Origin of the sequence: Escherichia sp. AM3 (genome assembly GCF_032029835.1) — a bacterium.
Classification (GTDB): Bacteria; Pseudomonadota; Gammaproteobacteria; order Enterobacterales; family Enterobacteriaceae; genus Escherichia; species Escherichia coli.
The window spans coordinates 1-20395 of sequence record NZ_JAVUPQ010000052.1 but is presented as its reverse complement, the minus strand read 5'-3'; the positions used below and the strand labels follow the sequence as shown (position 1 = coordinate 20395).

At 50.7% G+C, this 20395-nt stretch carries 24 protein-coding genes, 3 pseudogenes and 1 other annotated feature; of the genes and pseudogenes, 12 read left to right on the top strand and 15 right to left on the bottom strand.

Features of this window, described 5'->3' with window-relative positions; genetic code table 11:
- Positions 1 to 11 precede the first annotated feature (11 nt).
- From hisIE to hisL, 9 genes are all read right to left on the bottom strand, one after another.
- On the bottom strand, positions 12 to 620 hold the full coding sequence (gene hisIE, locus RTW80_RS16995; protein WP_021543354.1) for a bifunctional phosphoribosyl-AMP cyclohydrolase/phosphoribosyl-ATP diphosphatase HisIE: 609 nt from the start codon (positions 618 to 620) through the stop codon (positions 12 to 14).
- Positions 614 to 1390, bottom strand: coding sequence for an imidazole glycerol phosphate synthase subunit HisF (hisF, locus tag RTW80_RS16990; protein ID WP_000880176.1), 777 nt, complete (start codon positions 1388 to 1390; stop codon positions 614 to 616). Before hisF ends, hisIE begins: the two co-directional genes overlap by 7 nt.
- Entirely contained in the window at positions 1372 to 2109 is a 738-nt protein-coding gene (gene hisA / locus RTW80_RS16985) for a 1-(5-phosphoribosyl)-5-[(5-phosphoribosylamino)methylideneamino]imidazole-4-carboxamide isomerase (RefSeq protein WP_000586445.1), read from the bottom strand. Before hisA ends, hisF begins: the two co-directional genes overlap by 19 nt.
- Positions 2109 to 2699 carry an imidazole glycerol phosphate synthase subunit HisH gene (gene hisH / locus RTW80_RS16980; protein WP_001103560.1) on the bottom strand — a complete coding sequence of 197 codons (591 nt, stop codon included), beginning with the start codon at positions 2697 to 2699 and terminating at the stop codon, positions 2109 to 2111. Before hisH ends, hisA begins: the two co-directional genes overlap by 1 nt.
- Positions 2699 to 3766 (bottom strand): bifunctional histidinol-phosphatase/imidazoleglycerol-phosphate dehydratase HisB, encoded by a 1068-nt coding sequence (gene hisB, locus RTW80_RS16975; RefSeq protein WP_021543353.1) that lies wholly within the window; start codon positions 3764 to 3766, stop codon positions 2699 to 2701. The genes hisH and hisB overlap by 1 nt, the downstream gene beginning before the upstream one ends.
- A complete protein-coding gene (gene hisC, locus RTW80_RS16970; RefSeq protein ID WP_000108945.1) occupies positions 3766 to 4836 on the bottom strand; it encodes a histidinol-phosphate transaminase in 1071 nt (356 codons plus the stop codon). Before hisC ends, hisB begins: the two co-directional genes overlap by 1 nt.
- Complete coding sequence (hisD, locus tag RTW80_RS16965; RefSeq protein WP_063119163.1) at positions 4833 to 6137, bottom strand: histidinol dehydrogenase; 1305 nt, start codon at positions 6135 to 6137, stop codon at positions 4833 to 4835. Before hisD ends, hisC begins: the two co-directional genes overlap by 4 nt.
- Before the next feature lie 5 nt (positions 6138 to 6142).
- Positions 6143 to 7042, bottom strand: a complete 900-nt coding sequence (gene hisG, locus RTW80_RS16960; protein WP_000131782.1) for an ATP phosphoribosyltransferase — start codon at positions 7040 to 7042, stop codon at positions 6143 to 6145.
- Between the two features lie 46 nt (positions 7043 to 7088).
- Positions 7089 to 7212, bottom strand: a sequence feature (His leader region).
- Positions 7188 to 7238 carry a his operon leader peptide gene (gene hisL, locus RTW80_RS16955; protein ID WP_001364200.1) on the bottom strand — a complete coding sequence of 17 codons (51 nt, stop codon included), beginning with the start codon at positions 7236 to 7238 and terminating at the stop codon, positions 7188 to 7190. Its footprint overlaps the feature before it by 25 nt.
- A 283-nt stretch (positions 7239 to 7521) precedes the next feature.
- On the opposite strand from hisL, the gene yefM reads away from it, so the two are divergent.
- The 8 genes from yefM to tsuB all read left to right on the top strand — a co-directional run bounded on the left by yefM (position 7522) and on the right by tsuB (position 13009).
- The gene (gene yefM / locus RTW80_RS16950; protein ID WP_001259255.1) at positions 7522 to 7773 is read left to right on the top strand and encodes a YoeB-YefM toxin-antitoxin system antitoxin YefM; all 252 of its coding nucleotides are present in this window, start codon (positions 7522 to 7524) and stop codon (positions 7771 to 7773) included.
- The gene (gene yoeB / locus RTW80_RS16945) at positions 7770 to 8024 is read left to right on the top strand and encodes a type II toxin-antitoxin system mRNA interferase toxin YoeB (RefSeq protein WP_000767831.1); all 255 of its coding nucleotides are present in this window, start codon (positions 7770 to 7772) and stop codon (positions 8022 to 8024) included. The genes yefM and yoeB overlap by 4 nt, the downstream gene beginning before the upstream one ends.
- Before the next feature lie 82 nt (positions 8025 to 8106).
- Entirely contained in the window at positions 8107 to 8931 is an 825-nt protein-coding gene (locus tag RTW80_RS16940) for an SDR family oxidoreductase (RefSeq protein WP_000754737.1), read from the top strand.
- Between the two features lie 45 nt (positions 8932 to 8976).
- The gene (locus tag RTW80_RS16935) at positions 8977 to 9906 is read left to right on the top strand and encodes a LysR substrate-binding domain-containing protein (protein ID WP_000803366.1); all 930 of its coding nucleotides are present in this window, start codon (positions 8977 to 8979) and stop codon (positions 9904 to 9906) included.
- Positions 9907 to 10120: 214 nt separating this feature from the next.
- Positions 10121 to 10183 (top strand): membrane protein YoeI, encoded by a 63-nt coding sequence (yoeI, locus tag RTW80_RS16930; protein ID WP_010723108.1) that lies wholly within the window; start codon positions 10121 to 10123, stop codon positions 10181 to 10183.
- The gene (gene plaP, locus RTW80_RS16925) at positions 10173 to 11531 is read left to right on the top strand and encodes a putrescine/proton symporter PlaP (protein ID WP_000019197.1); all 1359 of its coding nucleotides are present in this window, start codon (positions 10173 to 10175) and stop codon (positions 11529 to 11531) included. Before yoeI ends, plaP begins: the two co-directional genes overlap by 11 nt.
- Positions 11532 to 11709: 178 nt before the next feature.
- The gene (tsuA, locus tag RTW80_RS16920) at positions 11710 to 12768 is read left to right on the top strand and encodes a thiosulfate utilization transporter TsuA/YeeE (protein WP_000492321.1); all 1059 of its coding nucleotides are present in this window, start codon (positions 11710 to 11712) and stop codon (positions 12766 to 12768) included.
- A 13-nt stretch (positions 12769 to 12781) separates the two neighbouring features.
- On the top strand, positions 12782 to 13009 hold the full coding sequence (tsuB, locus tag RTW80_RS16915) for a thiosulfate utilization sulfurtransferase TsuB/YeeD (protein WP_000985273.1): 228 nt from the start codon (positions 12782 to 12784) through the stop codon (positions 13007 to 13009).
- A 42-nt stretch (positions 13010 to 13051) separates the two neighbouring features.
- On the opposite strand, the gene sbcB is transcribed toward tsuB, so the two are convergent.
- Positions 13052 to 14479 (bottom strand): exodeoxyribonuclease I, encoded by a 1428-nt coding sequence (sbcB, locus tag RTW80_RS16910; RefSeq protein WP_000980603.1) that lies wholly within the window; start codon positions 14477 to 14479, stop codon positions 13052 to 13054.
- 208 nt (positions 14480 to 14687) lie between these two features.
- Between sbcB and dacD the strand changes: the two genes are divergently transcribed.
- The 4 genes from dacD to RTW80_RS16890 all read left to right on the top strand — a co-directional run bounded on the left by dacD (position 14688) and on the right by RTW80_RS16890 (position 18203).
- Entirely contained in the window at positions 14688 to 15854 is a 1167-nt protein-coding gene (dacD, locus tag RTW80_RS16905; protein ID WP_001565638.1) for a serine-type D-Ala-D-Ala carboxypeptidase DacD, read from the top strand.
- A gap of 118 nt (positions 15855 to 15972) precedes the next feature.
- Positions 15973 to 16446 (top strand): DNA gyrase inhibitor SbmC, encoded by a 474-nt coding sequence (gene sbmC / locus RTW80_RS16900; RefSeq protein ID WP_001105407.1) that lies wholly within the window; start codon positions 15973 to 15975, stop codon positions 16444 to 16446.
- Between the two features lie 197 nt (positions 16447 to 16643).
- On the top strand, positions 16644 to 17702 hold the full coding sequence (locus tag RTW80_RS16895) for an FUSC family protein (RefSeq protein WP_001200895.1): 1059 nt from the start codon (positions 16644 to 16646) through the stop codon (positions 17700 to 17702).
- 171 nt (positions 17703 to 17873) lie between these two features.
- Complete coding sequence (locus tag RTW80_RS16890; protein WP_000450409.1) at positions 17874 to 18203, top strand: DUF496 family protein; 330 nt, start codon at positions 17874 to 17876, stop codon at positions 18201 to 18203.
- A 100-nt stretch (positions 18204 to 18303) separates the two neighbouring features.
- On the opposite strand, the gene RTW80_RS16885 is transcribed toward RTW80_RS16890, so the two are convergent.
- From RTW80_RS16885 to RTW80_RS31425, 5 genes and pseudogenes are all read right to left on the bottom strand, one after another.
- Complete coding sequence (locus RTW80_RS16885; protein ID WP_225092444.1) at positions 18304 to 18669, bottom strand: EutP/PduV family microcompartment system protein; 366 nt, start codon at positions 18667 to 18669, stop codon at positions 18304 to 18306.
- A gap of 270 nt (positions 18670 to 18939) precedes the next feature.
- Positions 18940 to 19968 (bottom strand): annotated as a pseudogene (locus RTW80_RS31430) (IS110 family transposase).
- A 158-nt stretch (positions 19969 to 20126) separates the two neighbouring features.
- Positions 20127 to 20219 (bottom strand): annotated as a pseudogene (locus tag RTW80_RS16875) (hypothetical protein); the annotation flags it as partial.
- Positions 20220 to 20252: 33 nt separating this feature from the next.
- A pseudogene (locus RTW80_RS16870) lies at positions 20253 to 20333 on the bottom strand (hypothetical protein); the annotation flags it as partial.
- Between the two features lie 3 nt (positions 20334 to 20336).
- Positions 20337 to 20393: an IS1 family transposase gene (locus RTW80_RS31425; RefSeq protein WP_003032489.1), complete on the bottom strand. Its 57-nt coding sequence runs from the start codon at positions 20391 to 20393 to the stop codon at positions 20337 to 20339.
- Positions 20394 to 20395: the final 2 nt, after the last annotated feature.

The following is a 20395-nucleotide window of genomic DNA, read 5'->3' as shown; positions in this document are numbered from 1 at the left end:
GGGCCAACGCGTTAATGCCGATTCTTCAGATTATCAATCACTTCTCCGAGATCCAGCCCCTGATCCTGCAACAGCACCAGCAGGTGATACATCAAATCAGATGCCTCGTTGGTCAGCTCAAAGCGGTCATTTACCGTCGCGGCCAGTGCGGTTTCCACCCCTTCTTCGCCCACTTTCTGCGCAATGCGTTTGGTGCCGCTGGCATACAGTTTGGCTGTGTAAGAGGTTTCCGGGTCGGCAGATTTGCGTTCGGCGAGCAGTTGTTCCAGTTGATACAGGAACAGCCACTGGTGAGCGGTGTCGCCGAAGCAGCTGCTGGTGCCTTTGTGGCAGGTTGGCCCGATGGGATTCGCCAGCACCAGTAACGTGTCGTTGTCGCAGTCCGGGGCAATACTCACCACATTGAGAAAATTGCCAGACGTTTCGCCTTTGGTCCACAGCCGTTGTTTAGTTCGCGAGAAGAAGGTGACTTTGCCGCTTTCGATAGTTTTGTCCAGAGCTTCCGGGTTCATATAGCCCAGCATTAACACTTCGCCAGATATCGCGTGTTGTACAATCACCGGCATCAGTCCGTCGGTTTTTTCCCAGTCCAGTTCGTGACGTTGTTGTTCTGTTAACATATCCTGATCTCCACGCCCTGTGTTGCCAGGTACGCTTTTAATTCACTAATATTGATTATTTGTTTGTGGAATACAGAAGCTGCCAGCGCACCGTCAACGTCGGCATCGCGGAAGGCTTCGAGGAAGTGTTCCATGGTGCCCGCGCCACCGGAGGCAATCAGCGGGACGTGGCAAACTTCACGCACTTTTTTCAGTTGTTCTAGGTCGTAACCGTTACGCACGCCGTCCTGATTCATCATGTTGAGGACGATTTCTCCGGCACCGCGTTTTTGCACTTCCTCTACCCAGTCGAGCGTTTCCCACTGAGTGACGCGGGTGCGGCTTTCATCGCCGGTATATTGATTCACATGATATTTACCGGTTTCAGCGTCGTACCAGGTATCAATACCGACCACAATACACTGCACGCCAAAGCGATCCGCCAGGCGAGTAATTAACGTCGGGTCCGCCAGCGCAGGAGAGTTGATGGAAATTTTATCCGCGCCAAAGGAAAGAATTTTCGCGGCATCTTCCAGAGACTTAATCCCACCCGCCACACAGAACGGAATGTCGATCACTTCCGCCACGCGAGATACCCAGCTTTTATCTACCACACGGCCATCGCTGGAAGCGGTGATATCGTAGAACACCAGTTCGTCTGCACCTTCTTCAGCGTAGCGTTTTGCCAGCGGTACAATATCGCCAATGATTTCATGGTTGCGAAACTGTACGCCTTTCACCACCTGACCATCACGAACGTCGAGACATGGGATTATGCGTTTTGCCAGCATGCGATGGCCTCCTTCACGGTGAATTTACCTTCCAGTAATGCACGACCAACTATTACGCCGCGCACGCCAGTACCACGCAGGGCCGCGACATCATCAATGTCGCCAATACCGCCGGAAGACTGAAATGCCACCTGCGGATATCTGGCGCACACTTCTTCATATAAAGAGACGTTAGAACCTGCCAGCGTGCCGTCGCGCGAGATATCGGTACACAGCACATGTTTCAGGCCGACGGGCAGATAGGTTTCCACCAGTTGTTCCAGTGAAACGCCCGAGTTCTCTTGCCAGCCGCTGACTGCCACCTGCTTGTTACCTTGCTCGTCAATACGGACATCCAGCGCCAGCACTAAGGCATCGGCACCGAAGCGTTCAAACCAGCCTTTCACCATTTCTGGTGATTTCACCGCGGTGGAGCCGACCACTACGCGCGCAACGCCCGCTTCCAGTAACGCCGCCACGTCTTCTTCGCTACGCACGCCGCCGCCAACCTGCACCGGGACGTTAACGCCCGCGACCAGGGTTTTAATCAGCGGGATTTGACGTTTAGCCGGATCTTTTGCCCCGGTCAGATCCACCAGATGCAACACTTCGGCACCTTGCGCAGCGTAATCCTGTAAGCGTGGCAGCGGGTCGTTACCGTAATCGCGTTGTTTGCCGTAATCGCCCTGATGGAGACGCACCACGGTGCCGTCGATTAAATCTAATGCCGGAATAATCATCACATCTCCAGGAAGTTTTTCAGCAACTTAGCGCCAGCGGCACCAGAACGCTCCGGGTGGAACTGCACGCCGTAGAAGTTATCTTTTTGTACCGCCGCGGTGAACGGTTCGCCGTAATTACACTGGGCGATGGTCCACGGATTGACCGGCATTGCGTAGCTGTGAACAAAGTAAAAGTACGCGCCGTCTTCAATCCCCTGAAACAGGCGGTTGCCTGCCTGCGGATAAACGCGGTTCCAGCCCATATGTGGCAGTGGCAGACCAAAGTCGGTCATTTTCGGCACGTCTTCGTCGATGATGCCCAGCAAGTCGACGCCGTTGCTCTCTTCGCTGCGCCGCCCCAGAAGTTGCATCCCTAAGCAGATGCCCAGCACCGGTTGGGTACAGGCTTTGATGAGATCAAACAGCTCGCGCTCACGCACCTGGTCCATCGCCGCTTGCGCGGTGCCAACGCCGGGTAAAAACAGTTTATCGGCCAGCAATACGACGTCCGGGTCACGGCTGACTTTGGGTTCATAACCGTGGCGCGCAATGGCAGACTTCACCGAGTTCAGGTTGGCGCAGCCAGTATCAAGGATCACCACGTTCATTACAGCACTCCTTTCGACGAGGGCAGGGTGTCGCCTTCCACGCGGATGGCCTGGCTCAGGGTGCGGCCAAACGCTTTGAACAGGCTCTCTACACGGTGGTGATCGTTTTTACCTTTGGTTTTCAGGTGTAGCGTCACGCCCATGGTGTATGAAAGCGAACGGAAGAAGTGCTCGATCATTTCAGTGCTGAGATCGCCCACACGCTGGTAGGTAAACTCGGCTTTATATTCCAGGTGCGGGCGACCAGAGATATCCAGCGCGCAGCGGGCAAGGCATTCGTCCATCGGCAGCACAAAACCAAAGCGGCAAATACCGCGTTTGTCTCCGAGGGCAATTTTTAGCGCTTCGCCCAGCGCCAGAGCGGTATCTTCGACGGTGTGGTGATCGTCGATATAGAGGTCGCCTTTGACGTTGATTTCCATGCGGAAACCGCCGTGAGTGGCGATCTGATCCAGCATATGATCAAAGAAGCCAACGCCGGTGTTAATCTTGCTGCCACCTTCGCGATCCAGCCACACCTGAACGTCAATCTGCGTCTCTTTGGTGTTGCGCACTACATGGGCGTAACGGTCTCGTTTAGTGAGTTGCTCGCCAATCATCGGCCAGTTCAGGGTTTCACGGTCGTAGCGTAAACCATTAATGCCCATGTTTTCCGCCAGCTGAATATCGGTCGCGCGATCGCCAATCACATAACTATTGGCACGATCCATCGCTTGCTCAGCGAGATAACGCTCCACCAGTTTTACTTTCGGCTTACGGCAGTCGCACTCATCGGCGGGCAGGTGCGGACAAATCAGCACTTCATCAAACTGCACGCCTTGCGAGGTGAAGATCTGCATCATCAGGTTGTGCGGGCCATCAAAATCCGCCTGCGGGAAACTTTGTGTTCCCAGACCATCCTGATTAGTGATCATCACCAGCTTGTAGCCCGCTTTTTGCAGCTTCAGCAGCTCCGGGATCACGCCCGGTTCAAAGGCGAGTTTGTCAAAACGGTCCACCTGAAAATCACTCGGCGGTTCGCTAATCAGGGTTCCATCGCGATCGATAAAAAGATACTTCTGACTCATTAAACTTGCTCCGCACGTAAGGCGTCAATGACGCGCTGGCTTTCTTCACGGGTTCCGACGGTAATTCGCAGGCAGCCGCTTAAAGAGGGTTGTTTATTCTGATCACGTAAGATAATGCCCTGATCCCACAAAGATTTAAACACTGCGCTGGAGGCTTTAAAGCGCGCCAGAATGTAGTTGGTTTCAGAGTCAAAAACCTGCTCCACGCAGGAGATTTTTTTCAGTGCGGCAATCAGGTATTCGCGCTCTGCAATAATTTGCGCCACCCGTTCGCGCATGGCGACGATCCCCTGCGGGCTTAACGCCTGGGCCGCAATGTCGGCAACCGGCGTCGAGAGCGGGTAGGGGGCGATCACTTTCATCAGCAGGTTGATGACTTCTTCGTTTGCCAGCGTAAATCCGCAACGAAGGCCCGCCAGAGCAAAAGCTTTCGACAGTGTGCGCAAAATAGCCAGGTGCGGATATTCCGCCAGCCAGCCAGCCAACGATGCCTGCGGGCAAAACTCGATATAGGCTTCATCGGCAACCACAATCGCTTTACCGCGGGTTAACTCCAGCAGAGTGCGAAAATCCTGCGGGTTGATCAGTTGCCCGGTCGGGTTGTTGGGGCTGCAAACATAGACCACTTTTACGCCGTCCAGCTTGTCGGAAATGCCCTGTAAGTCCAGTTGCCAGTTGTCCAGCGTCGGCACTGTGCGGCACTCGACGCCAATGGTTTCAGCGCTGACGCTGTACATGCCGTACGTTGGCGGGCAGTAGAGGATGGCGTCTTTACCTGGTTCGCAAAAAGCGCGAATCAGTAGTTCAATACCTTCGTCCGCGCCACGGCTGACCAGCACCTGCTCCGGTTTTACGCCTGCATACTGCGCGTAATTTTCAATCACCGCTTTCGGCTGACATTCCGGGTAGCGGTTGAGCGTTTGCTGAGTAAGCTGAAACTCCACGGCTGTGGGGTATTCGTTGGCGTTCAGCCAGACGTCGCCGTTACCGCCCAGACGACGCGCCGACTGATACGGCGTCAGGTTGCGGACGTTTTCACGCGCTAAATCGGTGATAGTCACGGTGCTCATGCTTGCTCCTTAAGGGCGTTAACACGCAAAGTAACGGCATTTTTATGGGCGGTCAGGCGCTCGGCGGCGGCCAGTGTTTCAATGGTTGAAGCCAGCGCGGAGAAGCCTTCTTTCGACAGTTCCTGCACGGTCATACGCTTCTGGAAATCTGCCAGCCCGAGGCTGGAACAGGTGGCGGTGTAACCGTAAGTCGGCAGAACGTGGTTGGTGCCGGAGGCGTAATCACCTGCGGATTCCGGTGACCAGTCACCAAGAAATACCGAACCGGCGCTGGTGATGCCATCGACCAGATCGCGGGCGTTGCGGGTCTGAATGATCAGGTGCTCCGGGCCGTACTGGTTGGAGATCTCTACGCACTGCGCTAAATCTTTAGTCACGATCAGGCGGCTGGCGTTCAGTGCCCGGCGGGCGGTTTCAGCTCGCGGCAGTTCTGCCAGCAGGCGTTCGACAGCTTCGGCTACGCGACGCGCCATATCAGCAGCGGGCGTCAGTAAAATCACCTGTGAGTCCGGGCCGTGTTCAGCCTGGGAAAGCAAATCAGAAGCCACGAAATCCGGCGTTGCGCCGCTGTCAGCAATCACCAGCACTTCCGAAGGGCCTGCGGGCATATCGATCGCCGCACCGTCCAGACGCTGGCTCACCTGACGTTTTGCCTCGGTGACAAAGGCGTTACCCGGCCCGAAGATTTTGTCCACTTTCGGCACAGATTCCGTACCAAACGCCAGCGCGGCAATGGCCTGTGCGCCGCCGACGTTAAACACGTCCTGTACACCGCACAGCTGCGCCGCGTAAAGGATCTCATCGGCAATCGGCGGCGGTGAGCACAGCACCACTTTTTTACAGTTCGCAATACGCGCCGGAGTTGCCAGCATTAATACCGTTGAGAGGAGCGGGGCGGAGCCGCCAGGAATATACAAACCCACTGAATCTACCGGGCGCGTGACTTGCTGGCAACGTACGCCTGGCTGCGTTTCTACATCTACCGGCGGCAGTTTTTGCGCAGTGTGGAAGGTTTCAATATTCTTTACTGCCACCGCCATCGCCTGTTTTAGCTCGTCGCTCAGGCGTTCGCTGGCGGCGGCAATTTCCTCAGCAGACACCTTCAGCGCGGTAACCGTGGTTTTATCAAACTTCGCGCTGTATTCCCGCAGGGCCTCATCGCCGCGTGCTTTCACGTTATCGAGAATATCGTTAACAGTGCGGGTAATGCTTTCAGAAGCGGAGATCGCCGGGCGCATTAACAGCTGGCGTTGTTGCTCCGCAGTACAGCTATTCCAGTCAATGATTGTGTTAAAGCTCATGGCGATCACTCCATCATCTTCTCAATCGGCAGGACCAGGATTGAACTGGCACCCAGCGCTTTCAGTTTTTCCATCGTTTCCCAGAACAGGGTTTCGCTACTGACCATGTGCATCGCTACGCGTTGTTGATCACCCGCCAGCGGTAGAATAGTTGGGCGTTCGGCACCTGGCAGCAGGGCGATGACTTCATCCAGGCGTTCGGTCGGTGCGTGCATCATGATGTATTTTGATTCGCGCGCCTGGATCACACCCTGAATACGGGTAAGCAGTTTGTCGATCAGCTGCTGTTTGGATTCTTCCATTTCACCATCGCGCTGGATAAGGCAGGCTTTCGAGCGGTAGATAACTTCGACTTCGCGCAGGCCGTTAGCTTCCAGCGTGGCACCGGTGGAAACCAAATCGCAAATCGCATCCGCCAGTCCGGCACGCGGCGCAACTTCAACAGAACCGTTCAGTAAGCAGGATTTAAAAGAGATACCTTTCTGGTCGAGATAACGCTTGAGCAGGTGAGGATAAGAGGTGGCGATACGTTTACCGTTTAAGGAGAGCGGACCGTCCCAGGCTTCATCAACCGGCGTTGCCAGCGAAAGGCGACAGCCGCCGAAATCCAGACGACGCAGGGTAAAGTAGCGTGGATCCTCACCCTGGGCGCGGCGGTTAAGCAGTTCTTCTTCCAGCACGTTTTCGCCGATAATCCCAAGGTCTACCACGCCGTCCATCACCAGACCGGGAATGTCGTCGTCACGCACGCGCAGAATATCAATCGGCATGTTTTCTGCCATCGCGATCAGGCGCTGGGTGTGAAGATTGATTTTAATGCCACAGCGCGCCAGCAATTCACGTGAGTCATCACTTAAACGGCCGGATTTCTGCATAGCTATGCGTAAACGAGTGTTGTCTGTCATTTTGTTATTCCTCTTTAAATCTGTCTGAACCGTTATCAACCGCGCAATAAAAAAGCCCCCGGAAGGTGATCTTCCGGGGGCTTTCTCATGCGTTCATGCACCACTGGAAGATCTGAATGTCTTCCAGCACACATCGCCTGAAAGACTAGTCAGGATGATGGTGATGATGGTGGTGTTTAAATTGAACGCGTGTCATAAAAGTCTCTGTGAATGTTTATTCAACTGATGTCTTTTAACCTAAACCACTTTCACGTTAGAAAGCAAGGGCTTTTTTATATATTTTATGGCGATGGATTTGTTTAATGAATGAGCGGGGAAAGGAGGGGGCTAAGAGGACTGACCTCTAAGCTGACGGTACCAAAAATAGCGAAGCCTGGATTTTTCGTCTCACTGACAATGTCTTGATCTACAAACTAATTAATAAATAGTTAATTAACGTCTATCATTGTACAATGAACTGTACAAAAGAGGAGATTGACATGCGTACAATTAGTTACAGCGAAGCGCGTCAGAATTTGTCGGCAACAATGATGAAAGCCGTTGAAGATCATGCCCCGATCCTCATTACTCGTCAGAATGGAGAGGCTTGTGTTCTGATGTCACTCGAAGAATACAACTCGCTGGAAGAGACGGCTTATCTACTGCGTTCCCCCGCTAACGCCCGGAGATTGATGGACTCAATCGATAGCCTGAAATCAGGCAAAGGAACGGAAAAGGACATTATTGAGTGAAACTAATCTGGTCTGAGGAATCATGGGATGATTATCTGTACTGGCAGGAAACAGATAAGCGAATTGTTAAAAAGATCAATGAACTTATCAAAGATACCCGCAGAACGCCATTTGAAGGTAAGGGGAAGCCAGAACCCCTGAAACATAATTTGTCAGGTTTCTGGTCCCGACGCATTACAGAGGAGCACCGTCTGGTATACGCGGTTACCTACGATTCACTGCTCATTGCAGCATGTCGTTATCATTATTGAACAGATTCATTCATAGAATGAATTGTCAGTTTTGATACGCTAGCGTAGCCTTATAGATCTAAGGTGTATCAGGAGATAACGGATGAAAAAGGTCGCAATTGTCGGGTTAGGGTGGTTAGGCATGCCGCTGGCGATGTCACTTTCAGCGCGAGGCTGGCAAGTCACCGGGAGTAAAACCACACAAGATGGTGTCGAAGCAGCCCGAATGAGTGGCATTGATAGCTATCTGCTTCGCATGGAGCCTGAGTTAGTTTGCGATTCTGACGATCTGGATGCCCTGATGGATGCCGATGCGCTGGTCATTACGCTTCCGGCACGTCGTAGCGGCCCCGGCGATGAGTTCTATTTACAAGCGGTACAAGAGTTAGTGGATAGCGCGCTGGCCCATCGTATTCCCCGCATTATTTTTACCAGCTCAACATCTGTCTATGGCGACGCGCAAGGCACGGTGAAAGAAACCACCCCGCGTAATCCGGTAACCAACAGTGGACGAGTATTAGAAGAACTCGAAGACTGGCTGCACAATTTACCTGGTACTTCGGTCGATATCCTGCGTCTTGCGGGACTGGTCGGACCGGGACGTCATCCCGGACGCTTCTTTGCCGGAAAAACCGCGCCTGATGGTGAACATGGTGTTAATTTAGTCCATTTAGAAGATGTTATTGGCGCTATCACTCTGTTGTTACAGGCACCTAAAGGCGGACACATCTATAATATATGTGCGCCAGCTCACCCTGCGCGTAATGTTTTCTATCCGCAGATGGCCCGTTTACTGGGGCTGGAACCTCCGCAGTTCAGAAATAGTCTGGACAGCGGCAAAGGTAAGATTATTGATGGCAGTCGGATTTGTAATGAACTGGGATTTGAATACCAGTATCCCGATCCGCTGGTAATGCCGCTGGAGTAAACGATCACGCCAGCAGGACGCCGCATGCACTGCAAGGGGGCGTGTATGAAACCACTGCTGGATGTGTTGATGATCCTCGATGCCTTAGAAAAAGAAGGCAGTTTTGCGGCGGCGTCGGCCAAACTCTACAAGACGCCGTCCGCTCTGAGTTACACCGTTCACAAGCTGGAAAGCGACCTTAATATTCAATTGCTTGATCGTAGCGGTCACCGCGCTAAATTCACCCGTACCGGAAAAATGTTATTAGAGAAGGGGCGGGAAGTTCTGCATACCGTGCGAGAACTGGAAAAGCAGGCGATCAAACTGCATGAAGGCTGGGAAAACGAGCTGGTGATTGGCGTGGACGACACGTTTCCTTTTTCTCTGCTTGCGCCACTGATTGAAGCTTTTTATCAACATCATAGCGTGACGCGCCTGAAGTTTATCAATGGTGTACTCGGTGGTTCCTGGGATGCCCTGACTCAGGGGCGAGCGGATATTATCGTTGGCGCGATGCATGAGCCACCATCTTCCAGTGAGTTTGGTTTCTCGCGGTTGGGCGATCTTGAACAAGTCTTTGCGGTCGCGCCTCATCATCCGTTAGCCCAGGAAGAAGAACCGTTAAACCGTCGTATCATTAAACGATATCGGGCGATTGTGGTGGGGGACACTGCGCAGGCAGGCGCTTCTACGGCCTCACAACTTCTCGACGAACAAGAAGCCATTACCGTTTTCGATTTTAAAACCAAACTGGAGCTGCAAATTAGCGGCCTTGGCTGCGGCTATTTACCACGGTATCTGGCGCAACGTTTTCTCGATAGTGGCGCGTTAATCGAGAAGAAAGTGGTCGCCCAAACTCTCTTTGAACCCGTCTGGATTGGCTGGAATGAACAGACCGCAGGGCTTGCCAGCGGCTGGTGGCGAGATGAAATTTTAGCAAATAGTGCGATCGCCGGTGTTTATGCAAAATCTGATGACGGAAAATCAGCCATTTAAAGAAAAATTATTATGACAAGCCTCTCATTCTCTTGTCATTTCTCCCCCATTTAGGCACAATGCGCCGCTGTCAAAAAATGACTAAAAACCGACGTTTAATTAGCGTCGGTTATTTTTTGCTTCAAACCAATCATTCATACCAAGAGGCCGGGCTTCGTACCGGATAGATATTTACTAAAAATCGACAGTTGTTGTCGCTGAGGAATCCAAAAAAATGGGGCAATTTTTTGCTTACGCGACGGTTATCACCGTAAAGGAGAATGACCATGTCGCATAACGTTACTCCAAACACCTCTCGCGTGGAATTGCGTAAAACGCTTACGTTAGTTCCGGTTGTAATGATGGGTCTAGCCTATATGCAGCCGATGACGCTGTTTGATACATTTGGTATCGTTTCAGGCCTCACGGATGGTCATGTGCCGACAGCCTATGCGTTCGCATTGATTGCGATCCTGTTTACGGCTCTGAGCTACGGGAAGCTGGTTCGCCGCTATCCTTCTGCTGGCTCTGCATACACTTACGCCCAGAAATCCATTAGCCCGACTGTCGGCTTTATGGTGGGTTGGTCTTCTCTGCTCGACTATCTGTTCGCGCCGATGATCAACATTCTGTTGGCGAAAATCTATTTTGAAGCTCTGGTGCCTTCCATTCCATCGTGGATGTTTGTGGTGGCGCTGGTGGCCTTTATGACCGCCTTTAACCTGCGTAGTCTGAAATCCGTAGCGAACTTCAACACTGTAATCGTCGTGTTGCAGGTAGTGCTGATCGCGGTGATTCTGGGCATGGTTGTTTATGGTGTATTTGAAGGTGAAGGCGCTGGTACGCTGGCGAGCACTCGTCCGTTCTGGTCTGGTGATGCGCATGTTATCCCGATGATTACCGGGGCGACAATCCTGTGCTTCTCCTTTACCGGTTTTGACGGCATCAGCAACCTGTCGGAAGAAACCAAAGATGCAGAGCGCGTGATCCCGCGTGCGATTTTCCTGACCGCGCTGATCGGCGGCATGATCTTCATCTTTGCAACTTACTTCCTGCAGCTGTACTTCCCGGATATCTCTCGCTTTAAAGATCCGGATGCGTCACAGCCTGAAATCATGCTGTACGTTGCGGGTAAAGCGTTCCAGGTTGGCGCGCTGATCTTCTCCACCATTACCGTACTGGCGTCCGGTATGGCGGCGCACGCAGGCGTGGCGCGTCTGATGTACGTAATGGGTCGTGACGGCGTGTTCCCGAAAAGCTTCTTCGGTTATGTACACCCGAAATGGCGTACTCCGGCGATGAACATCATCCTGGTTGGCGCGATTGCCTTGCTGGCAATCAACTTCGACCTGGTAATGGCTACGGCGCTGATTAACTTTGGTGCGTTGGTGGCGTTCACCTTCGTTAACCTGTCGGTCATCTCGCAGTTCTGGATCCGTGAGAAGCGTAATAAGACGCTGAAAGATCACTTCCAGTATCTGTTCCTGCCGATGTGTGGTGCGCTGACCGTTGGTGCGCTGTGGGTTAACCTGGAAGAAAGCTCAATGGTTCTGGGTCTGATCTGGGCTGCTATCGGTCTGATTTACCTGGCTTGCGTAACCAAGAGTTTCCGTAATCCGGTTCCGCAGTACGAAGACGTAGCATAATCATCTTTTCTAATAATAAACCGGAGTCGAATGAACATTTGGCTCCGGTTTTTTTATTCTTTTTTATCGAAATCCTCATTAATAACCATTTGTTCTAATTTAGAGAATTTGGTTATTGGTCTGCATTCCACCAGTCATGAATAATTTCCCCATTAACATTCATCTGGTTAATTAATTTATGTTTTCAATGATATTAAGCGGGCTAATTTGTGGTGCTCTGCTGGGATTTGTCATGCAGCGTGGGCGTTTTTGCCTGACAGGTGGTTTTCGCGATATGTATATCGCGAAAAATAATCGCATGTTTTACGCCTTGCTGATTGCAATTTCGGTACAAAGCGTGGGGGTTTTTGCGTTAATTCAGGCGGGCCTACTGACTTACGAAGCCGGGGCGTTCCCGTGGCTTGGTACTGTTATAGGTGGGTATCTTTTCGGGCTGGGAATTGTTCTGGCGGGTGGATGTGCCACCGGGACCTGGTATCGCGCGGGTGAGGGATTGATCGGCAGTTGGATCGCGCTTTTCACTTATATGGTGATGAGTGCGGTGATGCGTTCTCCACACGCCAGTGGTTTAAATCAAACCTTGCAGCACTACAGTACTGAACATAACTCTATTGCTGAGACTTTTAATTTGTCTGTGTGGCCGTTGGTTACCGTTTTGCTGGTGATAACGCTCTGGGTGGTGATGAAAGAGTTGAAGAAGCCAAAACTCAAAGTCGCGACCTTACCGCCGCGCCGAACCGGGATCGCTCATATTCTGTTTGAAAAACGCTGGCATCCCTTTGTCACTGCTGTACTCATCGGTTTGATTGCGCTTTTAGCCTGGCCCCTGAGTGAAGCAACCGGACGCATGTTTGGGTTAGGAATCACTTCCCCAACGGCCAATATTCTGCAATTTCTGGTCGCGGGTGACGTGAAATACATTAACTGGGGCGTTTTCCTGGTGTTAGGGATCTTCGTGGGGTCATTTATTGCAGCCAAAGCGAGCCGTGAGTTCCGCGTTCGCGCAGCTGATGCACAAACAACATTACGTAGCGGGTTAGGTGGTGTACTGATGGGCTTCGGTGCCAGTATTGCAGGTGGTTGCTCTATCGGTAATGGACTGGTTATGACTGCAATGATGACCTGGCAGGGCTGGATTGGCCTTGTATTTATGATTCTCGGAGTCTGGACTGCGTCCTGGCTTGTGTATGTTCGACCGCAGCGTAAGGCGCGACTGGCAACTGCTGCGGCAAATTAAGTAAGGTGTAAAGATGGCGATTAAAAAGCTGGATGTGGTGACGCAGGTCTGTCCGTTTCCACTCATAGAAGCAAAAGCAGCACTGGCAGAAATGGCCAGCGGCGATGAGTTGGTAATTGAGTTTGATTGCACCCAGGCAACTGAAGCAATCCCACAGTGGGCGGCAGAAGAAGGACATGCCATCACCGATTATCAGCAGATTGGCGATGCAGCGTGGAGCATCACCGTTCAAAAAGCCTGACTCAACATTGTCCTCCGCCGTACCAGCGGCGGAGGCTTCACATTAGACAATCTCTTCCGCGTACTGCCAAAGCGCTTTTAACAGCGCCACTTTTTCTTTATCGTCGGCATACTGCTGCGCCAGCATCTGAATCTCTTCTGCATAGCCTTGTAAAAACTCTGGCGTGAAGACCTGGCGGCGGTGCTCCAGCCAGCGTTGCTGCTCGGCATAATCCAGCGTCCCCGGGAAGTTGCGTGCCCGATAATTGAACAACAGCTTTTCAATCCGTTTATCAACAAAAGTGATATCCAGTGCCGGTAAATTACGCGGCTCGGTTTCAAGCACAATTTTCATTGCTGCACGATCGGCGTCACTGAAAAAGCCATTATAAAGCTGTGCATCCACGTTATCTGAAGGCGTAAACGGTTCGGCTTCCGCGAATATCGCCACCACTTTTTCACGCACTTGCGGATTTTCACGCAGAATTTTCAGGTTATCGAGGCAATGCTGACGATTAATTCCCAGTCGGTCGGCATCTTCCGGGCGTAGCGTATTCGCCTGGGCCAGCACCGGACATTTATTGATATGCACCAGTTTAACCGGAACGGCGGCGTTATCGCCAAGATCGGCTTTTGCGGTATATAGACGCTCGCGCAATGTGTCGCTATCCAGTTCCAGCAATGGCGAAATGTCTCCTGCCAAATCCACCATAATTACGGCATTGCGATTTTCAGGATGCCACGCCAGCGGTGCTACCCAGCTGGTATTGCCGCGCCATGCCCCAAACATTCCGGAAACGTGAACCAGGGGTTTCATCTGCGGAACATCAATCAACGCCATCAGTTTGTGTTTATTGCGATGGGTAAAGAGATAATCAAACAGGCGTGGCTGACGCGTTTTTACCAGCTTTGCCATCGCAATAGTGGCGTACACATCAGCCATCGCATCGTGGGCGTTGCTATGTTCAATACCATTCGCTTTGGTTAAATGCTCAAGGCGAAAGCTCGGTAGACCGTCATCATTTTCAGGCCAGTTTATTCCTTCCGGGCGCAGGGCATAACAGGCACGCATAACATCCAGTAAATCCCAGCGCGAGTTATCATGCTGCCAGCTCCAGGCGTAAGGATCGTAGAAATTACGATAAAAAACGTTGCGTGTGACTTCATCGTCGAAACGCACATTGTTGTAGCCCAGAATACAGGTCTTCGGTACGGTAAAAAGCGAGTGAATACGGGCGGCAAATGCGGCTTCGTTTTCTCCTTTCGCCCGAGCTTCCTGCGGGGTAATACCGGTAATTAATACTGCTCCAGGCTGGGGTAAATAGTCATCCGCGGGCTTGCAGTAAAAGACTTCGGGTTCGCCGATGACATTGAATTCGCTATCGGTGCGAATGGCTGCGAACTGTGCAGGGCGATCTAACGCGGGATGCGTGCCAAAGGTTTCGTAATCGTGAAACAAAAAGGTAGATTGTTGCTTACCGTCATTCATCATTAGGTTAAATCCGTTATTTCTGCTGTCTGCCAGAGTATCAAATATCACCGTGCTAATCAGCTTTAGCGCGATAATTTGACAGCGAGTGGCAACAGATCATGTCAGATAAAAATGGGAGGGTAGTCACATTTTCTTGCACTTTATTCCAGCCAGTTCATAAGTATTTCCGTAAAAAGAACAGCTATTTGAAACTCCTGAGGGTTTGCTGTTGAAACGCCGTCTTATTATTGCCGCTTCTTTGTTCGTTTTTAACTTATCGTCTGGTTTTGCGGCGGAAAACATTCCTTTTTCACCTCAGCCTCCACAGATTCAAGCCGGGTCCTGGGTACTGATGGATTACACCACCGGTCAGATTCTCACCGCGGGTAATGAGCATCAACAGCGCAATCCCGCCAGCCTGACAAAGCTGATGACGGGTTATGTCGTGGATCGCGCTATCGATAGTCATCGCATTACGCCAGACGATATTGTCACCGTGGGGCGTGATGCGTGGGCGAAAGATAATCCGGTGTTTGTCGGTTCTTCACTGATGTTTTTGAAAGAGGGCGATCGCGTATCGGTACGTGATTTAAGCCGTGGTTTAATTGTGGATTCCGGAAATGACGCTTGTGTTGCTCTGGCTGACTATATTGCCGGTGGGCAACGGCAGTTTGTTGAAATGATGAACAACTATGCCGAGAAGCTGCATCTCAAGGATACGCATTTTGAAACAGTGCATGGTCTGGATGCACCTGGCCAGCATAGCTCGGCTTATGATTTAGCCGTGCTTTCTCGCGCTATCATCCACGGCGAGCCCGAGTTTTATCATATGTACAGTGAGAAAAGCCTCACCTGGAACGGTATCACCCAGCAAAACCGTAACGGGTTATTGTGGGATAAAACCATGAATGTTGACGGCCTGAAAACGGGCCATACTTCTAGTGCCGGTTTTAACCTCATTGCTTCGGCTGTAGATGGGCAGCGTCGTCTCATTGCAGTGATAATGGGTGCTGACAGCGCAAAAGGTCGTGAGGAAGAGGCAAGAAAATTACTGCGTTGGGGTCAACAAAACTTTACTACGGTGCAAATTTTGCACCGTGGGAAAAAGGTTGGTACGGAACGCATCTGGTATGGCGATAAAGAAAATATCGCCCTGGGAACGGAACAAGAGTTCTGGATGGTGCTACCGAAAGCCGAAATTCCACATATCAAAGCTAAATATACCCTTGATGGTAAAGAACTCACCGCGCCAATTAGCGCCCATCAGCGGGTAGGGGAAATTGAACTTTACGACCGTGATAAACAAGTGGCGCACTGGCCGCTGGTTACCCTGGAATCTGTCGGGGAAGGCAGCATGTTTTCCCGCCTGAGTGATTATTTCCACCATAAGGCCTGACCTTTCTTTTGCAGCAGACTGGCAGGAGTGCGAGTCTGCTCGCATAATCAACACTCATTCCTTGTGGTTTTAATATTGTAATTACACTGTATATAAAAACAGTGTTAATGGAGGCGTCATGAACTACGAGATTAAGCAGGAAGATAAACGTACCGTTGCAGGTTTCCATCTCGTTGGCCCGTGGGAGCAGACGGTACAAAAAGGTTTTGAGCAGTTGATGATGTGGGTAGATAGCAAAAATATTGTGCCGAAGGAGTGGGTTGCTGTCTATTACGACAATCCAGATGAAACACCCGCCGAAAAATTACGCTGCGACACCGTCGTGACGGTACCGAATAACTTTACGCTCCCCGAAAACAGTGAGGGCGTCATTCTGACAGAAATTTCAGGTGGTCAGTATGCGGTGGCGGTGGCTCGTGTAGTCGGTGATGATTTTGCTAAACCCTGGTATCAGTTCTTTAATAGCCTCTTGCAGGACAGTGCTTATGAAATGTTACCAAAGCCCTGCTTCGAGGTTTACTTGAACAATGGCGCGGAAGATGGGGACTGGGATATCGAAATGTATGTTGCGGTGCAGCCAAAACATCACTAATTCATCTCAGGGCGGTGTGTTAACGCGAAGACCACTCTTTTTTTGAAAGCGAAAAGAGTAAGATGCGCCTTTCAAATTTTTCGCTCCTGCCGGGAAATTACACTGTTCCCGGTATGTCCGTCGGATAACTCAGAGGCGCGCCTTCTGGCCGACAGATGTGTTATGAGCGCTTTTAATCTTCATTACGGAGTTTCTGCGTGCGTGCCGATAAGTCATTAAGCCCGTTTGAAATCCGGGTATACCGCCATTACCGCATTGTGCATGGTACTCGGGTCGCGCTGGCATTCCTGCTCACTTTTCTCATTATCCGCCTGTTTACTATCCCGGAAAGCACCTGGCCGCTGGTCACCATGGTGGTGATTATGGGGCCAATCTCGTTCTGGGGGAACGTTGTCCCTCGCGCCTTCGAACGTATTGGCGGTACGGTGTTGGGGTCGATTTTAGGTCTTATCGCTCTGCAACTGGAGTTAATTTCGTTACCGCTGATGTTAGTCTGGTGCGCGGCGGCGATGTTTCTTTGCGGTTGGCTGGCGCTGGGCAAGAAACCGTATCAAGGATTATTGATTGGGGTGACGCTGGCAATTGTTGTGGGTTCCCCGACAGGTGAAATTGATACGGCGTTATGGCGAAGCGGCGATGTGATCCTCGGCTCTTTACTGGCAATGTTGTTTACCGGTATCTGGCCACAACGGGCGTTCATCCACTGGCGCATTCAACTGGCGAAAAGTCTGACCGAGTATAATCGGGTCTATCAATCTGCATTCTCACCGAACTTACTCGAACGCCCACGTCTGGAAAGCCATCTACAAAAACTGCTGACCGATGCCGTGAAAATGCGTGGGCTGATTGCGCCCGCCAGCAAAGAAACCCGTATTCCCAAATCGATATATGAAGGTATCCAGACCATTAATCGCAATCTGGTTTGTATGCTGGAGTTGCAAATCAATGCATACTGGGCCACGCGCCCCAGCCATTTCGTGTTATTGAATGCGCAAAAACTTCGTGATACCCAGCACATGATGCAGCAAATACTGCTGAGCCTTGTTCATGCGCTGTACGAAGGTAATCCGCAGCCGGTTTTTGTCAATACGGAAAAATTGAACGATGCTGTGGAAGAGTTGCGTCAGTTGCTCGATAACCACCATGACCTGAAAGTCGTGGAAACACCAATCTATGGTTATGTGTGGCTGAACATGGAAACGGCACATCAGCTTGAGTTGCTATCGAATCTGATTTGCCGGGCCTTGCGCAAATAATTCCTGAACTTCAGAATCATCTTGCTGCTGCTTCGATTCAGCAAGGATAAAGGGTATGATAGTGAAAAGGGATAAAAGCATTGTCATCTGCGGCAGCTATGAGTAATGTTGGCCCTAACGAATAGCGGTTGCTTAAACGAATCCGACTCTCACATTATCAGGGGTATAAAAATGGAAACTACCAAGCCTTCATTCCAGGACGTACTGGAATTTGTTCGTCTGTTCCGTCGTAAGAACAAACTGCAACGTGAAATTCAGGACGTTGAGAAAAAGATCCGTGACAACCAGAAGCGCGTCCTGTTGCTGGATAACCTGAGCGATTACATCAAGCCAGGGATGAGCGTTGAAGCAATCCAGGGCATCATCGCCAGCATGAAAGGTGACTATGAAGATCGCGTTGACGATTACATCATCAAAAATGCCGAGCTCTCCAAAGAACGCCGCGATATCTCCAAAAAGCTGAAAGCTATGGGCGAAATGAAAAACGGCGAAGCGAAGTAATTCCTGTTTTATTCAATGAGGGTTGCCCGGCAACCCTCATTGCTCATTGATTCTTATCTGTGTATCACCGTCATCATTCTCATCTGAGAACCTATCGAAATTAGCAACAGCCTTCTTCTGTATGCTGCAAGGCAAAAAGTTCTGTAACTCCATTGTTATTAACCGCACTGGTTACTAACACGTTGTGCGCTCCAGCTTCCCGTAACCAACATTTCACCAAAGATATGTGTTCCATGCTGGCTAAATCTGCTTTGGTTACTACTCCAGTGACCGGGTGATTCATGGCCCGGTAGGGCGTTTTTACCTCTAATTCCTGCCTCAGCGCTGAGATTCCTGCTTGTTGCCCGAAAAGCATATAGATTTGCATAAGTATGCTCTTTCGTATAGCCAGAATGTGTCGGATTCTGGTTGAACAGATAACGTGCCCGTTGACTTCTTTCGGAAGTGAGATTGTAATATCTGACATACATGGTCGCTCCTGTTTGCCAAGTCCCCGTGTCAAAAAGTCATCTGTGTAAGATTCCAATCATACATATGGACTCAGATTGGCCTGTGTCCGTGCTTCCTAAAGGAATTCACAGATTTAGTCCTAATCATGATGACACATTAGCGAAGCTATGCCATGTCAGATACAGGTTCACTTAGTCGCGGTCTTATCAGTCTGGCCTTTAATACTCGTTTATCCTTAGCAATCAGTAGGTTGGTTTTATTTTTCAACAGACAGAAGTAGTTTCATTTACATATATGCAGCTACCATCACTTCTTCTGGTGAAATCTCTTTATCGTTGGTTAGCAATACCCAGAGCACTCTGGCATTTTTGTTGTTCAGCGCTACGGTGGCAACATTTTTATTCCGCCGCGAGACTGGTCTGCCCAGCCAGCTTTCCTGGACCTGTCTGCCCTTTCTGGCGTTTGACACTGTCTTCGCACCATGGAACAGTAGCGTTCTGATATAGACATCGTCCCGTTTACTGATAGACCCCAGCGTGTTTTTACCTACGCTGAAGCACTGTCGGGGAACCAGTCCAAGCCATGCAGCAAGCTGACGCCGGTTTTTGAAGCCGATACTACCCGGTGCTGACAATTGCAGTGGTGGTAAGAATAGCAATCCCCGAAATGGTGGCAATTTTCCTGCACAGTTCGTCGTTCCCGACGTGTTCGTTGCTCACGGCTTCTATGGTTTCAATGTGTACGCTCAGTTGTTTCACATTTTCATTAGAGATAGGACGACAGCTGTCTGAACGGCATTGTTAAACAGTTTTCCGCGTCTTCAAGCAGGGCAGGGACATGACGACTGATCGCTACAGTGTCGGGCGGGAGAACGATGCCAAATTCAGCCAGTAATCCTCTGATCTGGTTTATCTGCGCAGTCCTTGATTTAACAAACCCCGTCTGGGCACGATGAAAAGACAGTAATGACTACTGCTCAGGCGTCTTGATGCTGACAAACCGCATATTAGGTCGGGTAACGGCTTCACAGATGGCCTCGGCAGCAGCCATATCATTCTTGTTTGTTTTCACATATGGCTTTACAAATCGCGGGCATTAGTCTGACATTATGCCCCTAAGTAGACAGCATTCTCACTAATGACGCGCTCCGGCGCAGACCTCCATCCCAATCCGACAGGAAGACATATTCGCGAAGAATACGGGCATCAGGGAACGTTTAATCCGTTTTCTGAGCTTAGATTTTTCTGTTCCTACCCAGACCGTGGATTTGGAATTCATTTTTTGTCAGGTCAATGCTAATCGTTAAAACGGCCATAACGCACCTCCACTGGAAGGTTTATCAGTAATATCCTACCGTTGCTTCATGGTAGGGGCGTCCATTCCACTATTATCGGTTTTCCTTTCTGTTTATAAATGAAAACGCCAGCTGTATTCAGGCTGGCGTCAGGGGAAATGAAGCCTGTTGAGTGAGATTCACTGGTTCTGGTGCAGAAGCTGCAGATGGCGCAGGGTAAGGACATCTTCTCTTGCCTGCTTAATACAGGACAACAGTGCTGTTTCTGTGGTTAATGGCACTATACCCTGTATCACTGCATTGTCTTACAGCAACTGGTGAGGGCTGGCATAAGTTGCCGGTGTTTCGGTAGAGTCACGTTCATCCACCACGCGGGTAATGACTCCAACTTATTGATAGTGTTTTATGTTCAGATAATGCCCGATGACTTTGTCATGCAGCTCCACCG

What these genes read in the sequence shown, in the direction of transcription:
- sbmC (WP_001105407.1), top strand. Translation starts at nt 15,973, where the DNA reads ATGAACTACGAGATTAAGCAGGAAGATAAACGTACCGTTGCAGGTTTC.
- tsuB (WP_000985273.1), top strand. Translation starts at nt 12,782, where the DNA reads ATGGCGATTAAAAAGCTGGATGTGGTGACGCAGGTCTGTCCGTTTCCA.
- RTW80_RS16885 (WP_225092444.1), bottom strand. Translation starts at nt 18,669, where the DNA reads ATGTCAGATATTACAATCTCACTTCCGAAAGAAGTCAACGGGCACGTT.
- tsuA (WP_000492321.1), top strand. Translation starts at nt 11,710, where the DNA reads ATGTTTTCAATGATATTAAGCGGGCTAATTTGTGGTGCTCTGCTGGGA.
- hisD (WP_063119163.1), bottom strand. Translation starts at nt 6,137, where the DNA reads ATGAGCTTTAACACAATCATTGACTGGAATAGCTGTACTGCGGAGCAA.
- RTW80_RS16935 (WP_000803366.1), top strand. Translation starts at nt 8,977, where the DNA reads ATGAAACCACTGCTGGATGTGTTGATGATCCTCGATGCCTTAGAAAAA.
- hisG (WP_000131782.1), bottom strand. Translation starts at nt 7,042, where the DNA reads ATGACAGACAACACTCGTTTACGCATAGCTATGCAGAAATCCGGCCGT.
- hisH (WP_001103560.1), bottom strand. Translation starts at nt 2,699, where the DNA reads ATGAACGTGGTGATCCTTGATACTGGCTGCGCCAACCTGAACTCGGTG.
- hisB (WP_021543353.1), bottom strand. Translation starts at nt 3,766, where the DNA reads ATGAGTCAGAAGTATCTTTTTATCGATCGCGATGGAACCCTGATTAGC.
- hisIE (WP_021543354.1), bottom strand. Translation starts at nt 620, where the DNA reads ATGTTAACAGAACAACAACGTCACGAACTGGACTGGGAAAAAACCGAC.
- hisF (WP_000880176.1), bottom strand. Translation starts at nt 1,390, where the DNA reads ATGCTGGCAAAACGCATAATCCCATGTCTCGACGTTCGTGATGGTCAG.
- hisA (WP_000586445.1), bottom strand. Translation starts at nt 2,109, where the DNA reads ATGATTATTCCGGCATTAGATTTAATCGACGGCACCGTGGTGCGTCTC.
- RTW80_RS16940 (WP_000754737.1), top strand. Translation starts at nt 8,107, where the DNA reads ATGAAAAAGGTCGCAATTGTCGGGTTAGGGTGGTTAGGCATGCCGCTG.
- yefM (WP_001259255.1), top strand. Translation starts at nt 7,522, where the DNA reads ATGCGTACAATTAGTTACAGCGAAGCGCGTCAGAATTTGTCGGCAACA.
- sbcB (WP_000980603.1), bottom strand. Translation starts at nt 14,479, where the DNA reads ATGATGAATGACGGTAAGCAACAATCTACCTTTTTGTTTCACGATTAC.
- RTW80_RS16890 (WP_000450409.1), top strand. Translation starts at nt 17,874, where the DNA reads ATGGAAACTACCAAGCCTTCATTCCAGGACGTACTGGAATTTGTTCGT.
- hisC (WP_000108945.1), bottom strand. Translation starts at nt 4,836, where the DNA reads ATGAGCACCGTGACTATCACCGATTTAGCGCGTGAAAACGTCCGCAAC.
- plaP (WP_000019197.1), top strand. Translation starts at nt 10,173, where the DNA reads ATGTCGCATAACGTTACTCCAAACACCTCTCGCGTGGAATTGCGTAAA.